Source organism: Rhodanobacter soli (assembly GCF_040548735.1).
GTDB lineage: Bacteria > Pseudomonadota > Gammaproteobacteria > Xanthomonadales > Rhodanobacteraceae > Rhodanobacter > Rhodanobacter soli_A.
Genome location: NZ_JBEPSD010000001.1, coordinates 1,202,827 through 1,216,811, shown reverse-complemented (window position 1 = coordinate 1,216,811; position 13,985 = coordinate 1,202,827). Strand labels below are relative to the sequence as shown.

11 protein-coding genes are annotated in these 13,985 nt (G+C 66.4%); 9 read left to right on the top strand and 2 right to left on the bottom strand.

Features of this window, described 5'->3' with window-relative positions; genetic code table 11:
- Positions 1 to 53: 53 nt before the first annotated feature.
- From recG to ABIE04_RS05670, 4 genes are all read left to right on the top strand, one after another.
- Positions 54 to 2,168 (top strand): ATP-dependent DNA helicase RecG, encoded by a 2,115-nt coding sequence (gene recG, locus ABIE04_RS05685; protein WP_354547591.1) that lies wholly within the window; start codon positions 54 to 56, stop codon positions 2,166 to 2,168.
- Between the two features lie 51 nt (positions 2,169 to 2,219).
- Positions 2,220 to 3,155, top strand: coding sequence for a nucleoside hydrolase (locus ABIE04_RS05680; protein WP_354547590.1), 936 nt, complete (start codon positions 2,220 to 2,222; stop codon positions 3,153 to 3,155).
- A 71-nt stretch (positions 3,156 to 3,226) separates the two neighbouring features.
- Positions 3,227 to 3,481 carry a type B 50S ribosomal protein L31 gene (locus ABIE04_RS05675; RefSeq protein ID WP_108471973.1) on the top strand — a complete coding sequence of 85 codons (255 nt, stop codon included), beginning with the start codon at positions 3,227 to 3,229 and terminating at the stop codon, positions 3,479 to 3,481.
- Positions 3,482 to 3,756: 275 nt separating this feature from the next.
- Complete coding sequence (locus ABIE04_RS05670; protein ID WP_354547589.1) at positions 3,757 to 5,052, top strand: citrate synthase; 1,296 nt, start codon at positions 3,757 to 3,759, stop codon at positions 5,050 to 5,052.
- Positions 5,053 to 5,122: 70 nt separating this feature from the next.
- Here the strand turns inward: ABIE04_RS05670 and ABIE04_RS05665 are convergent, their stop codons facing one another.
- Both ABIE04_RS05665 and ABIE04_RS05660 read right to left on the bottom strand, forming a co-directional pair.
- The gene (locus tag ABIE04_RS05665) at positions 5,123 to 5,794 is read right to left on the bottom strand and encodes a hypothetical protein (RefSeq protein ID WP_354547588.1); all 672 of its coding nucleotides are present in this window, start codon (positions 5,792 to 5,794) and stop codon (positions 5,123 to 5,125) included.
- 61 nt (positions 5,795 to 5,855) lie between these two features.
- Positions 5,856 to 8,384: a penicillin-binding protein 1A gene (locus ABIE04_RS05660; protein WP_354547587.1), complete on the bottom strand. Its 2,529-nt coding sequence runs from the start codon at positions 8,382 to 8,384 to the stop codon at positions 5,856 to 5,858.
- A gap of 271 nt (positions 8,385 to 8,655) precedes the next feature.
- Here ABIE04_RS05660 and ABIE04_RS05655 point away from each other — a divergent pair, with 271 nt between their 5' ends.
- From ABIE04_RS05655 to pilQ, 5 genes are read left to right on the top strand one after another with little or no spacing between them, the layout of a single operon-like run.
- Positions 8,656 to 9,714: a pilus assembly protein PilM gene (locus ABIE04_RS05655; protein WP_354547586.1), complete on the top strand. Its 1,059-nt coding sequence runs from the start codon at positions 8,656 to 8,658 to the stop codon at positions 9,712 to 9,714.
- Positions 9,714 to 10,445, top strand: coding sequence for a PilN domain-containing protein (locus ABIE04_RS05650; RefSeq protein ID WP_354547585.1), 732 nt, complete (start codon positions 9,714 to 9,716; stop codon positions 10,443 to 10,445). Before ABIE04_RS05655 ends, ABIE04_RS05650 begins: the two co-directional genes overlap by 1 nt.
- Positions 10,442 to 11,098, top strand: coding sequence for a type 4a pilus biogenesis protein PilO (locus tag ABIE04_RS05645; RefSeq protein ID WP_354547584.1), 657 nt, complete (start codon positions 10,442 to 10,444; stop codon positions 11,096 to 11,098). Before ABIE04_RS05650 ends, ABIE04_RS05645 begins: the two co-directional genes overlap by 4 nt.
- Positions 11,098 to 11,640: a pilus assembly protein PilP gene (locus tag ABIE04_RS05640; RefSeq protein WP_354547583.1), complete on the top strand. Its 543-nt coding sequence runs from the start codon at positions 11,098 to 11,100 to the stop codon at positions 11,638 to 11,640. Before ABIE04_RS05645 ends, ABIE04_RS05640 begins: the two co-directional genes overlap by 1 nt.
- Positions 11,641 to 11,695: 55 nt before the next feature.
- Complete coding sequence (gene pilQ, locus ABIE04_RS05635; protein WP_354547582.1) at positions 11,696 to 13,837, top strand: type IV pilus secretin PilQ; 2,142 nt, start codon at positions 11,696 to 11,698, stop codon at positions 13,835 to 13,837.
- The last annotated feature ends 148 nt before the right edge of the window (positions 13,838 to 13,985 follow it).

Below are 13,985 nucleotides of genomic sequence, written 5' to 3'. Positions count from 1 at the left end.
GTGTCGGCGTTCGGCTTACGACAAGAGACGGCGCTCGGTTAGGCTTGCAGGTCATGGCCACCCGCACCGCCCGTCCCGCTTCCGCCGTCGGTACCGATCCGGGCATCACGCCGGTTGGCGCGCTGCCGGGTGTCGGCCCGGCGCTGGCCGCATCGCTGGCCCGGCTCGGGCTGGAGCGGGTGCAGGACCTGTGGTTCCACCTGCCGCTGCGCTACGAGGACAAGACCCGGATCACCGCGATCGCCGACCTGCGCGTGGGCGAACGGGCGCAGGTCGAGGGTGTGGTCGAAGCGGTCGAGCGCGGCTTCCGCTATCGCCCGCAACTGAAGGTGGCGATCGGCGACGCCAGCCGGCAGACCCTGCTGCTGCGCTTCTTCCACTTCAACCGGGCACAGGCCGAGCAACTACTGCCGGGAACGCGCCTGCTCTGCTATGGCGAAGTACGGCACGGCGCGCAGGGCCTGGAGATGGTGCACCCGAACTACCAGCGCCTGAGCGGCGACGTGGCCGCCGCGGTCGACGAGTTGCTCAGTCCGGTCTATCCGACCACCGAGGGGCTGGGCACGAAACGGCTGGCCGGGGTGATCGGCAAGGCGCTGGCGTTGCTGCCGCCGGCCGCGCAACTGGAGCTGATCCCGCCCGAGCTGTGCGCCAGGCACGGCCTGACGTCATTGCGCGATGCGCTGCTGTACGTGCACCGGCCGCCGCCGGACGCCCACCTGGGCCAGCTCATGCTGGGCCAGCATCCGGCACAGCAGCGACTGGCGTTCGAGGAATTGCTGACCCAGCACCTGAGCCTGAAGCGCATGCGCGCGGCGCTGCGGCGTCGGCATGCGCCGAAGCTGGAGGGTAGCGGCGCTCTGCGCCAGCCGTTGCTTGCCGGGTTGCCGTTCCGCCTGACCGCCGCGCAGCAGCGGGTCAGCCGTGAAGTCGAGCGCGACCTGGCACAGTCCCGGCCGATGCTGCGGCTGGTGCAGGGCGACGTCGGTAGCGGCAAGACCGTGGTCGCGGCGCTGGCGGCGCTGGCGGCGGTGGAATCGGGACATCAGGTTGCGCTGATGGCGCCCACCGAACTGCTGGCCGAACAGCACCTGCACAATTTCCGGCATTGGCTGCAGCCGCTCGGCGTCGAGGTGGAATGGCTGGCCGGCAAGGTCACCGGCAAGGCGCGCAAGCAGGCGCTGGCCCGGGTGGCCGAGGGTGCGCCGGTGGTGGTCGGCACGCATGCGTTGATGCAGGAGGGCGTGGCGTTTGCGCGGCTCGGCCTGGTGATCGTCGACGAGCAGCACCGCTTCGGCGTGCAGCAACGGCTGGCGCTGCGCGACAAGGGCAAGGATGGCGAGATGGTTCCGCACCAATTGGTGCTGACCGCCACGCCGATCCCGCGCACGCTGGCGATGAGCGCGTATGCCGACCTCGACGTCTCGTCGATCGACGAACTGCCGCCCGGACGCACGCCGGTGCAGACCATCGCGATCTCGAACGCGCGGCGGATCGAGGTGATCGAGCGCATCCACGCCGCCTGCGGCGAAGGACGCCAGGTGTACTGGGTGTGCACGCTGATCGAGGAATCCGAGCAGCTGCGCGCGCAGGCGGCCGAAGTGGCGCACGCGGAACTCTCCGCGGCGCTGGCCGGCTTCAAGGTCGGCCTGATCCACGGCCGCATGAAGCCGAAGGAAAAGCAGGCGGTGATGGACGCGTTCAAGGCCGGCGCGCTGGCCGTGCTGGTGGCGACCACGGTGATCGAGGTGGGCGTGGATGTGCCGAACGCCAGCCTGATGGTGATCGAGAACAGCGAGCGGCTGGGGCTGGCCCAGTTGCACCAGCTGCGCGGGCGGGTCGGCCGCGGCGCGGTGGCCTCCAATTGCGTGCTGCTGTACCAGCCGCCGCTGGGCCAGCTGGCGCGCGAACGGCTGCAGGTGATGCGCGATACCAACGACGGCTTCCGCATCGCGGAGAAGGATCTCGAACTGCGCGGCCCGGGCGAGGTGCTGGGTACCCGCCAGACCGGCCAGCTCAGCTTCCGCATCGCCGACCTCACCCGTGACGCGCACCTGTTGCCGGCGGTGCAGCAGGTCGGCGAACACATGCTGGCCGAACACCCGCGGCAGACCGGGCAACTGATCGAGCGCTGGATCGGCGGCGCGGCGCGCTACGCGCATGCGTGATGGCTGGCTCCCATCGAATACACTGAGCGGCTAAACCCATAAGACACGCCCATGAGCAAACCGCAACTCCTGATCGATACCGACCCAGGCGTCGACGACGCGCTGGCCATCCTGATGGCCTACGCACATGCCGACATCGCCGGCCTCAGCATCGCCGCCGGCAACGTGGGCCTCGCCCATACCGTGCGCAACGCACGCACCCTGGTCGACCTGGCTGGCGCGGCCACGCCGGTATTCGCCGGCTGCGCCGCGCCGCTGGTGCGCGCCGCGGACGAGGACGCCGCGTTCGTGCATGGCCAGGATGGTTTTGGCGACATCGGCTTCGCCGAGCCGGCGGCTGCGCTGGCCGACGAGCCAGCCGCGCTGGCCCTGCTGCGGCTGACCCGCGAACGGCCGGGCGAGCTGACCCTGGTGGCGCTGGGCCCGCTGACCAATCTGGCGCTGGCGTTGCGGCTCGATCCGGGCTTGCCCGAGCGGGTGGCGCGGCTGGTGGTGATGGGCGGCGCGGTCACCGGCCACGGCAATACCGGCAAGGTGCCGGCCGAATTCAACATCGGCTTCGATCCGGAAGCGGCGCACGTGGTGTTCGAGGCGTTTCCCGCGTTCGATCTGGTCGATTGGGAGGCGACCCTGCGGCATGCCTTCGACGATGCCGAGTTCGATGGCTGGCTGGCCGCCGGCGATCGGCGCGCGGACTTCTTCGGCAAGATCATGGGGGCGGCGCGCCGCTACAACGCTAAGCACGACCGTCGTGGCGTGATCGCCGCCGACGCGCTGGCGATGGCGGTGGCGCTCGATCCTTCGATCGTCACCCGGCGCGAAACCCGGGCGGTGGCCGTGGAACTGGACGGCCGCCTGACCCGTGGCGCCACCGTGGTCGACTGGAGTGCGCGCTTGGGCCGGCCGGCCCAGGCGAACATCGTGCTGGAGGTGGACCAGGCCCGTTTTGCCGCGATGGTGCGGCGTGCGCTGGGCGTGCCTGGCTGACCGCCGACTTGCAGGGGCAGCCGGTTCCTCGTTACAATACCGCTCTTTTCACCACCGCTTTAGAGCCAGCCATGAAGCCTGATATCCATCCGAACTACATCCCGGTGGTGTTCCAGGACCTGTCGTCCGACTTCGCGTTCCTGACCAAGTCGACCATGTCCAGCAAGGAAACCATCAAGTGGGAGGACGGCAACGAGTACCCGCTGATCAAGGTGGATATCTCCAGCCATTCGCACCCGTTCTATACCGGCAAGCAGAAGACGCTGGACGTCGGCGGCCGTGTCGACAAGTTCCGTCGCCGCTATGCGGGTTCCGTCAAGGAATAAGTGACGGCAGCAGCCGGCGCCTGACGCCGGTCGCGCAGATCCGATTCAAGACACGGGGCAGGCGCAGGCTTGCCCCGTGTCTTTTCGTGCCCGGCATTCGACCATTCGCCATCGAATGCACACGGGACCTTGTGCGATAATGGTCAGTGAACTGACGTCACCGCGTCCGTTGCATCGCGTGTTTTCCCCGGCACGCCATGCCCAAGCATTCCTTCGCCGGCCGGCGCCGCCATCGCGGCTCCCGGCGACGACGACCCACATGTAAGGAGGTTTCCGTGTCCGATCCCAAGACCGTCAAGCTGGTGGATGAGTCGAACAACCGCAGCAGCGAACTGCCGCTGGTCAGCGGCACGCTCGGTCCGGCGTGCATCGACATCGCCACGCTGTACAAGGACACCGGCCACTTCACCTACGACCCGGGCTATGGCAGCACCGCCAGCACCAAGAGCGCGATCACCTACATCGATGGCGACAAGGGCGTGCTGCTGTACCGCGGCTACCCGATCGAGCAGCTGGCGGAGAACTCCAGCTTCCTCGAAGTGGCCTACCTGCTGCTCAACGGCGAGCTGCCGAAGCCGGCCGAGTTCGCCACGTTCGAGCACGACGTCGCGCATCACACGATGCTGCACGAGTCGCTGAAGAACTTCTTCCAGGGCTTCCACCACGACGCGCATCCGATGGCGATGCTGGCCGCCGCGGTGGCCTCGCTGTCGGCGTTCTACCACGACGACCTCAACGTGGACGATCCGGCCGACCGCAAGCTCGCCGCGATCCGCCTGATCGCCAAGATGCCGACGATCGCCGCCGCCTGCTACCGCTACTCGATCGGCTGGCCGATGCGCTATCCGCGCAACAACCTGGAGTACGTCGACCGCTTCCTGCACATGATGTTCGAGGTGCCGAGCGAGCCGCTGCAGATGAGCCCGGTCGCGGCCAAGGCGCTGGACCTGCTGTTCATCCTGCACGCCGACCACGAGCAGAACGCGTCCACCTCGACCGTGCGCCTGGTCGGCTCCACCGGTGCGAACCCGTACGCGTCGATCGCCGCCGGCATCACCGCGCTGTGGGGTCCGGCGCATGGCGGCGCCAACGAGGCCGTGCTCAAGCAGCTGCAGGAGATCGGCACGCCGGACAACGTCGAGTCGGCGATCCTGCGCGCGAAGGACAAGAACGACAGCTTCCGCCTGATGGGCTTCGGCCATCGCGTGTACAAGAACTTCGATCCGCGCGCGAAGATCATCCGCGAGATGTGCCACAAGGTGCTGGCCGAGCTGGGCGTCAACGACCCGCTGCTGGAAGTGGCGATGAAGCTGGAAGAGGCGGCGCTGAAGGACGACTACTTCGTCGAGCGCAAGCTGTACCCGAACGTCGACTTCTATTCCGGCATCATCTACAAGGCGCTGGGCATCCCCACCGAGATGTTCACCGTGATGTTCGCGATCGCGCGCACCGCCGGCTGGATCGCGCACTGGATCGAGCAGCACGAAACGCCCGGATCGCGCATCGGCCGCCCGCGCCAGGTCTATACCGGTGCCGACGTACGCGATTACGTGACGACCGCGAAACGCTGATCGCGGCATCCCGCGGGGATAAAAAAGCCCCGGCCATGGCCGGGGCTTTTTTGTGCGATGGCAGTCCGGCTCAGCGCAATGCCGCGCCCAGTCGCTGCTCGAACGCTTCGTCGGGGCCTTCGTCGAGCAGCATTTCCACCTGGGCCAGCGACGCGCGCCGCATCGGCCGGTCGTCGGCGCGGTCCAGCGGGGCCTGGCGCAGCGCATCGCGCGGCAGCACGGTGAGATCGAACGGCAGCTCGTCGGCGGCGAACAGCAGCACCGGGTATTCGGGCTGGTCGTCGCGGCTGTAGCGCAGTCGGCGCACCTGGGTATCGAACGGCACGCCATGTTCGCGCAGGTACAGCACGACCGCCTCCGGATCGTCGCTGTACACGTGCAGGCAGACTGCCGAATGCGCGTCGGCGGTGCCCTCGAGCACGGCGCCGACCAGGCGCGGTTCGAACGCGGCGAGGAAACGCATCGCCTCGACCGCCGCCTCGCGTCGCTGCCGCAGCAGCTGCGGCTGGCTGTCGGCGAGGAACAGGCGCTGGTGCTCGCGCAGCGCCTGCTCGATCTCCAGGTTGCGCGGCAGCGCCTGGGTGTCGAGGATGCCCAGCCGCTCGGCGGCCTTCAGCTTGGCGTGGTGGAAGTCGCGGATGCCGTGCTCGCTCATCAGCCGCGCGGCTTCCTGGGCCACGCGCAGTCGGTTGCGTTGCAGGCGGTCGTGCGCGTGGATGCGGTGGTGGTCACCTCGGGACATGGCGCGCTCCTCATCGATCGGTAACCGGCAGCTTCCTTGTGCCGGAAGCTGCGTCGAAGGCTCAGAAGATGTCGTAGGCGTGCTGCTGGTCCTGCTCCTTCTGCTGGGCGGCCTGGCTGCGCAGGCGGTCGACGTCTTCCACCTTGAACATCTCGTTGATGCCGTCCGGATCGCCCGACGCGGCGGGCAGGCCGCTGTAGCGGTTGATCAATACCGTACTGATTCCCGGCGGCATCGGCAACGTACTCGGCGGCGTGTCTTTCAGGACGCTGCCCATGTAGGACATCCAGATCGGCAGTGCGGCCTTGGCGCCGAACTCGCCGCGGCCGAGCGAGCTGTAGTCGTCGAAACCCATCCACACGGCGGTCGACAAGTCGCCGTTGAAGCCGACGAACCAGGCGTCGCGGTGATCGTTGGTGGAGCCGGTCTTGCCGGCCAGGTCGTCGCGCCCCAGCGCGCGCGCGGCCGAGCCGGTGCCGCGCAGGATCACGTCCTTCATCAGCGAGGTCACCAGGTAGTCGTTGCGTGCCTCGATTACCCGCGGCGCGAGCACCGGCGGGTGTGCGCCGTCGCCGTGCGCGTCGGCCGGCAGCACCGCGTCGCCGACGCCGTCGACGCTGCTGGATTCGGCGGGGGCCACGGATGACGCGCTGGCCAGGTTGTTGGCGGGGGTGGGGTTCATCTCGGCCGGCGGCGGGCCGGGTGGCCGCGTGTCGAGCAGGCGCTCCTGGCAGTTGCGGCAGGCGCGCGCGGGGTTGGCCACGTACACCGGCTTGCCGTTGCGGTCGTCGATCTCGTGGATGAAATACGGCGTGACCAGGTAGCCGCCATTGGCGAACACCGCGAAGCCGCGGGCCATGCCCATCGGCGACACCGAGGCGGTGCCCAGCGCCATCGACAGGTTGGCCGGGATCGCGTCCTGCGAGAAGCCGAAACGGGTGGCGTATTCGCGCATGTAGCGCACGCCGATGGCATCGAGCAGGCGCACCGAGACCAGGTTCTTCGATTGCACCAGCGCTTCGCGCAGGCGCATCGGCCCGGCGAACTTGTCGTCATCGTTGGAGGGCGTCCAGATGCCGTTCGGGCGCGACGGGTCGGGCAGGGCGAGCGGCGCGTCGTTGATGATCGAGGCCGGGGTGAAGCCGCGCTCGAACGCCGCCGAATACAGGTAGGGTTTGAAGCTGGAGCCGGGCTGGCGCGCGGCCATCACGGCCCGGTTGAACTTGCTGCGCACGAAGTTGAAGCCGCCGACCAGGGCCTGGATCGAACCGTCCTCCGGCTCGATCGAGGTCAGCGCGGCCTGTGCAGCGGGGATCTGCGCCAGCTGCCACTCGCCCTTGTCGTCGCGCGCCAGCCGGATGATGTCGCCGCGCTTGAGCACGCCGTCGACCCGGGTCGGTGCGGCGCCGACGCGGTCGTCATTGATGTGCGGGCGCGCCCAGCTGACCCCGGCCAGGTCGAGGATCGCGCTTTCATGGCTGGACAGGTAGACCGTCGCCTGCTTCGCGTCACTGGCCGTGACGATGCCCGGCTGCATGCCGGAGACGCTGCCGTAGTTGGCCAGCAGGTTGTCGAAATCCGCTTCGCCGGCGCCCGCCGGCAGGTCCTGGTGGGCTTCCGGTCCGCGCCAGCCATGCCGGCGGTCATAGGCGATCAGCCCGTCGCGCACTGCTTCCACGGCAGCCTGCTGGCGGCTGCTCTGCACCGTGGTCCTGACCACGTAGCCTTCGGTCAGCGCATCGTTGCCGAAACGGTCGAGCACCTGCCGGCGCACCATCTCGGCGAGGTAGGGGGCGTCCACCTCGATCGGCTGCTCATGCGGGTAGGCATGGTTCGGCTCGGCGATCGCCTGCTCGTACACGGCCTTGGTGATGTAGTCGTGGCGCAGCATTTCGCCCAGCACCCAGTTGCGCCGGGCGATCGCGCGCTTCTGTCCGTTGATCGGGTTGACCACCGACGGCAACTGGAAGGTGGAGGCGATCAGGGCGCATTCGGCCACGGTCAGCTGGTCCAGCGTCTTGCCGTAGTAGTACTCGGCGGCCGCGGCCACGCCGTACGAGCGGTGACCGAGGAACATCTTGTTGAGGTACAGCTCGAGGATCTGGTCCTTGGTGAGTTCGTGCTCGATGCGCAGCGCGATGAAGATCTCGGTGAGCTTGCGCGAATACAGCTTTTCCGGGCTCAGGAAGAAGTTGCGGGCGACCTGCTGGGTGATCGTCGAACCGCCGGGGCCCTTGTCGCCGCCGGTCACCACGACATGCCAGCCGGCCCGCACGATGCCGTGCCAGTCCACACCCGGGTGGTGGTAGAAGTCCGCGTCCTCGGCCGACAGCACGGCATGCTTGAGCCGGTCCGGCACCTTCTCGATGTCCACCGGGATGCGCCGGGTCTCGCCGAAACTGGCGATCAGCTTGCCGTCGGCGCTCAGCACGCGCAGCGGCACCTGCATCGGATAGTTCTTCAACTCGGCCACCGAAGGGAGCCTCGGGGCGATCAGCCAATACGCCACACCCACCGCGACAATTGCCAGGAGCAAACCGGAAAAGGCCAGGATCAGAGCCCAGCGCAACAAGCGTTTGAAAATTTGCATGGTGTGGGGATAGCGAGACCTGAGTCAAAACATGACAGAGTATAGATGTAGGAGTATTCCCCACATGAGCAGCGGTCGACCAATACAAAAACCGGCCTCCAAAGCAAGGGTCGGGCCAACAGGGGGTTTGCCTTAAATGTGGCGGGCATCACGCCAATCACATGAGAAAGTTCCCGTAGACCGTTGCCATTACGTTATTTTTTCGATTTAATGCCATTGCGCACCCCGCCAGGATTCTGGCTACGGGCGTCAGCGGCAAGGGGGAAACACCGTGGGGCTCTTTACACCGAAGAAGCCGGCGCTGATTGGTGTCGACATCAGTTCGACTGCCGTCAAGCTGCTGCAGCTAAGTCAGGCGGGCGGTCGCTATCGCGTTGAGCATTACGCGGTCGAGCCGTTGCCGCCGAACGCCGTGGTCGAGAAGAACATCGTCGAGATCGAGGCGGTGGGCGATGCGATCCGTCGCGCGCTGGCACGCTCGGGCTCCAAGCTCAAGCACGCCGCTGCCGCGGTGGCCGGATCGGCCGTGATCACGCGCATCATCCCGATGACTGCCGAGCTTTCCGACGATGATCTGGAAGGCCAGATCCAGGTCGAGGCGAACCAGTACATCCCGTACCCGATCGACGAAGTCAGCCTCGACTACGAGGTGCTCGGTCCGGTCCGCGACAACCCCGACATGAACAACGTGCTGCTGGCGGCCTCGCGTACCGAGAACGTCGACATGCGCGTGGCCGCGCTGGATCTGGGCGGCCTCACCGCCGCGGTGATCGACGTCGAGGCGTTCGCGATGGAGAACGCCTTTGCGATGATCGCCGACCAGCTCAACGTCGGTCGTGACGCTCTGGTGGCGGTGGTCGACATCGGCGCCACCATGACCACGCTGTCGGTGTTGCGCAACCAGCGCACGATCTACTCGCGCGAACAGGTCTTCGGCGGCAAGCAGTTGACCGACGAGATCATGCGCCGCTTCGGCCTCTCCTACGAGGAAGCCGGCCGCGCCAAGCGCAAGGGTGGCCTGCCCGAGTCCTACGAGACCGAGGCGCTGGAGCCCTTCAAGGAGTCGCTGATCCAGCAGATCAGCCGCCTGCTGCAGTTCTTCTTTGCCGGCAGCGAATACAGCAAGGTCGACCAGGTGGTGCTGGCCGGTGGCTGCGCCTCGATCGAGGGGCTGGGACCGATGCTGGAAGAGCAGCTCGGCGTGCCCTGCATCGTCGCCAATCCGCTGGCCCGCATGTCGCTGTCGCCACGGGTACAGGCACAGTCGCTGGCGCAGGACGCTCCCGCATTGATGATTGCGGTCGGCCTCGCCTTGAGGAGCTTCGACTGATGGCACACGTCAATCTACTTCCGTGGCGCGCCGAGCGGCGCAAGCAGCGCGAGCGCGAGTTCTACATGCAGCTCGTTGCCGCCTTCGTGGTGGCGCTGGGCGTGCTGCTGCTGTGGGTCTTCTGGATGGGCCAGCGTATCGACAACCAGAACGAGCGCAACGCCTACCTGCAGACCGAGATCAAGCAACTCGACGTGCGCATCGCGAAGATCAAGGACCTGGAAAAGGTGCGTGAGCATCTGCTCGCACGCAAGCAGATCATCGAGCAGTTGCAGGCCGACCGCTCGCAGATGGTGCATCTGTTCGACGAACTGGTGAAGACGATTCCCACCAGCGCGCGCCTGTCCGGCCTGAAGCAGAGCGGCCAATCCATGTCGCTCGACGGCGTAGCCCAGTCCAATGCCAGCGTCGCCGAATACATGCGCAACATCGAGACTTCGCCGTGGATGGGCCATGCCGATCTGCGCAAGACCGAAAACACGCATAACGGCACCCGCATGCCGTATGTGTTCGGCCTGAACGTGCTGCTGAGCAAGCCGAAGTCCGACGAAATCGACGGCAAGACCCCGGTGTTGCCGGCCGGCGCCAGCTCCGGCGCGGCTCCGGCGGTGCCGGCGGCGCTTGGTGCGGCAGCCAAGGCGGCCACCTCGCCGGCGAAGCCCGCGACAACGGCTACCCCGGAAGCCCATCCGGTGAGTGTGCCAGCCGCCACGGGAGGTGCCGGATCATGAGTTTCTTCAACGATCTCCAGAACCTCGACCGCAACAACGTCGGTGGTTGGCCGCAATCGGTCAAGATCTTCTTCACCGCCCTGCTGATGGGTTTTGTGCTGCTGATGGGCTGGTACTTCTTCGTCAGTGACCAGCAGGACAGCCTGAAGACGCTGGCCGGCAAGGAGGACCAGCTCAAGCAGGAGTTCTCCACCAAGCAGGCCAAGTCGGTCAACCTGGAGGCGCTGCAACAGCAACTCGACGAGATGCAGGACATGCTGCGTCAGCTGCTGCGCCAGTTGCCCAGCAAGACCGAGATGCCCGAACTGCTGACTGACATCTCGCAGACCGCACAGTCCGCCGGCCTGGAGACCGATCTGTTCCAGCCCGGTGCGGAAACACCGAAGGACTTCTACGCGGAGAGGCCGATCGCGTTGCGCTTCACCGGTACCTACCACCAGTTCGGCATGTTCATCAGTGGCGTGGCCTCGCTGCCGCGAGTGGTGATCCTGACTCTGCATGACGTCTCGCTGACGCCAAAAACGGCCAGCAAGGGCGATGGCACCTCGAACGGTCAGCTGGTCCTGCAGGGCACCGTGAAGACCTACCGCTATCTGGACGACGAAGAGAGCTCCACTGCTGGCGCCGGCAAGAAGGCGGGGGGGGCGAAATGATGAACAAGCTGACAACCATCAAGCCAACCCGTGTGGCGCGTGTCCTGCTGATGCTTGGTGCCGTGCTGGTGTTGGCCGGTTGCACCCGCGGCATGTCCGACCTGCGCACCTGGGTCGCCCAGGAAAAGGCCAAGAAGGGCGCGCCGATCCAGCCGTTGCCGGTGATCAAGACCTTCGAGACGTTCAAGTACGATGACCAGGATCGGCGTGATCCGTTCAGCCCGAGCACGGCCGAGCTGGACAACAACAACGCCACCAGCGGCCCGCGACCCGACGCCAACCGCGCCAAGCAGCCGCTGGAGCTGTTCGCGCTGGACAGCCTGAAGATGGTCGGCACGGTCGGTACCGGTGCGGGCATGGAGGTGCTGGTCAAGGACCCGGGTGGTGTGATCCATCGCGTCCATGTCAACGAATACATGGGCCAGAACTACGGGCACATCACGGCGATCAGCGAAGACCATATCGACCTAGTCGAGCTGGTATCCAACGGTAATGGTGGCTGGATGGAACGTCCGGCCAGCATCGCGCTTGACGCGAAATAGGTAGACAGGGGCTGATGCAATGACCAACCAAATCCAATCCGTCCGGGGCCGTGTCATGCGCCATGCGAGCCGTTACATGCTGATGGGCCTGCTGATCGCCGGCGCCACCTGGGCCAGCGCTGCGATGGCGGCCACCACCACGCTGAAGAACATCAGCTACGACGCGCTGCCTGGCGGCAGCGTCGAGTTGCACATGGACTTCGGCGATGGCCCGGTACCGGAGCCGAAGATCTTCACTACCGGCAATCCGCCGCGCATCGCGGTCGACTTTGCCGACACTGACAACGCGGCGGCCCGACACCTGGACATCGGCAAGGGCTCGACCTCCGGCGTATCCGCCGTATCGGCCGGCGGACGCACCCGCGTGGTGGTCGAATTGATGCGCGAGTCGAGCTACCGCTCGCGCGTCGAAGGCAACAGCCTGGTGTTGACCGTCAACAACGGCAGCACGGACCAGTCCGTGACCACCGCGTCCACGATCGACCCGACCAAGGCGCTGCCGTCGTCATCGGCCGGTCCGGCCATCTCCAACATCGACTTCCGTCGCGGCCCGAACGGCGAAGGCCGCGTGCTGATCAACTTCAGCGGCAGCGGCGCGAATGCTGAAATGACCCGCAAGGGCGACAAGGTGCTGGTCACCATCGACCACGCGAACCTGCCGGCCAACCTCGCCCAACGCCTGGATACGCTGGACTTCGCCACGCCGGTGCAGTCCATCGTCACTCGCGCCGGCAACGGCGGTGGTGCGCGCATGGAGATCGCGGTCAAGGGCGACGTGGAGACCTCGGCCTACCAGACCGCTGACCAGTACGTGGTCGAGGTGGCGCCGAAGAAAGCCGACGCCAAAGACGCCAAGCTGGCCAAGCTGGGCCAGGAGCCGAGCTACAACGGCAAGCGCGTCACCTTCAACTTCCAGGACATCCCGGTACGTTCGGCGCTGCAGCTGATCGCAGACATCTCCGGCCTCAACCTGGTCGCCTCCGACAGCGTCGGCGGCAGCGTCACCCTGCGCCTGGTCAACGTGCCGTGGGATCAGGCGCTGGACGTGATCCTGCGTGCCAAGAGCCTGGACAAGCGCCGCAACGGCAACGTGGTGTGGGTTGCGCCGCAGGCCGAGCTGGCCAAGTACGAGCAGGATGTGGCCGACGCCAAGCTGAAGGCGCAGGACACCGCCGAGCTGATCACCGACTACGTGCCGATCAGCTACGGCAAGGCGTCCGCTATTGCTACGTTGCTGACCAGTGGCAGTAAGCAAGGCGGTGGTGGTGCCGGCGGCGGCAACACCCAACGTGGCTTTCTGTCGCCGCGTGGCAGCGTGTCGTTCGACGAACGCACCAACACGTTGCTGCTCAACGATACGCCGGAGAAGATCAGGCAGCTGCGTGAACTGATCGCGGTGCTGGACAAGCCGGTGCAGCAGGTGCTGATCGAGTCGCGCATCGTGGTCGCCAGCGACGATTTCACCCGCGAGCTGGGTGCCAAGTTCGGCGTCAACGGCCGGGTCAACAATACCGAATTCCAGAATGCCGCCACGGCTACGCCGGCATTGACCGCGGGTATCGGCGGCGGCAACGTGACCTCGGGTGGCCTCAACGTGAACCTTCCGGTCACGCCGGCGGCCGGCACCTTCGGTCTGGCCATCCTCGGCGCCAACTACGCGATCGACCTGGAACTCTCCGCGGCGCAGACCGAGGGTCGCGGCGAAGTGATCTCCAGCCCGCGCGTGATCACAGCGAACCAGCAGGAAGCGGTGATTCGTCAGGGCCAGGAAATCGGCTACGTCACGTTCCAGAACAGCGCCGGCAGCGGCGCCGGAAGCGGCACCGCCACGGTGCAGTTCAAGGACGCCGTGCTGGAGCTGAAGGTGACCCCGACGATCACTGCCGACAACCGGGTCTACCTGATGATCAACGTCAAGAAGGACGCGCTGGCCGGCTACGTGGATGCACCCGGAAGCGGCAAGATTCCGACCATCGACACCCGCGAAATCAATACCTCGGTGCTGGTCGACAACGGGCAGACCGTGGTGCTGGGCGGTATCTACGAGATCAACAAGTCCAACACCATGACCAAGGTACCCGGATTGGGCGACATCCCCGGCATTGGCATACTGTTCCGCAAGACATCGCGGACGAATACCAAGGCCGAGCTGCTGATCTTCGTGACGCCGCGCATCCTCAGCGACACGTTGCAGTAATCGCGCAAGGTTGCAGTGAAAGGGGCGGCTTCGGCCGCCTCTTTTTTTATGTGCTTCGGCCAAGCTGCCGGAGGCCGATTAAACTTCCTGCGTTGCCGATGGTCTGTAGCACGCCATCCGGTCCGCTGCATCCTGCCGCGCACCGGGC

Bases quoted from the DNA above. Each gene is read 5' to 3' on its own strand.
- ABIE04_RS05680 (WP_354547590.1), top strand. From the start codon at position 2,220: ATGAGCAAACCGCAACTCCTGATCGATACCGACCCAGGCGTCGACGAC.
- ABIE04_RS05645 (WP_354547584.1), top strand. From the start codon at position 10,442: ATGAGTTTCTTCAACGATCTCCAGAACCTCGACCGCAACAACGTCGGT.
- ABIE04_RS05675 (WP_108471973.1), top strand. From the start codon at position 3,227: ATGAAGCCTGATATCCATCCGAACTACATCCCGGTGGTGTTCCAGGAC.
- pilQ (WP_354547582.1), top strand. From the start codon at position 11,696: ATGCGCCATGCGAGCCGTTACATGCTGATGGGCCTGCTGATCGCCGGC.
- ABIE04_RS05665 (WP_354547588.1), bottom strand. From the start codon at position 5,794: ATGTCCCGAGGTGACCACCACCGCATCCACGCGCACGACCGCCTGCAA.
- ABIE04_RS05650 (WP_354547585.1), top strand. From the start codon at position 9,714: ATGGCACACGTCAATCTACTTCCGTGGCGCGCCGAGCGGCGCAAGCAG.
- ABIE04_RS05640 (WP_354547583.1), top strand. From the start codon at position 11,098: ATGAACAAGCTGACAACCATCAAGCCAACCCGTGTGGCGCGTGTCCTG.
- ABIE04_RS05660 (WP_354547587.1), bottom strand. From the start codon at position 8,384: ATGCAAATTTTCAAACGCTTGTTGCGCTGGGCTCTGATCCTGGCCTTT.
- recG (WP_354547591.1), top strand. From the start codon at position 54: ATGGCCACCCGCACCGCCCGTCCCGCTTCCGCCGTCGGTACCGATCCG.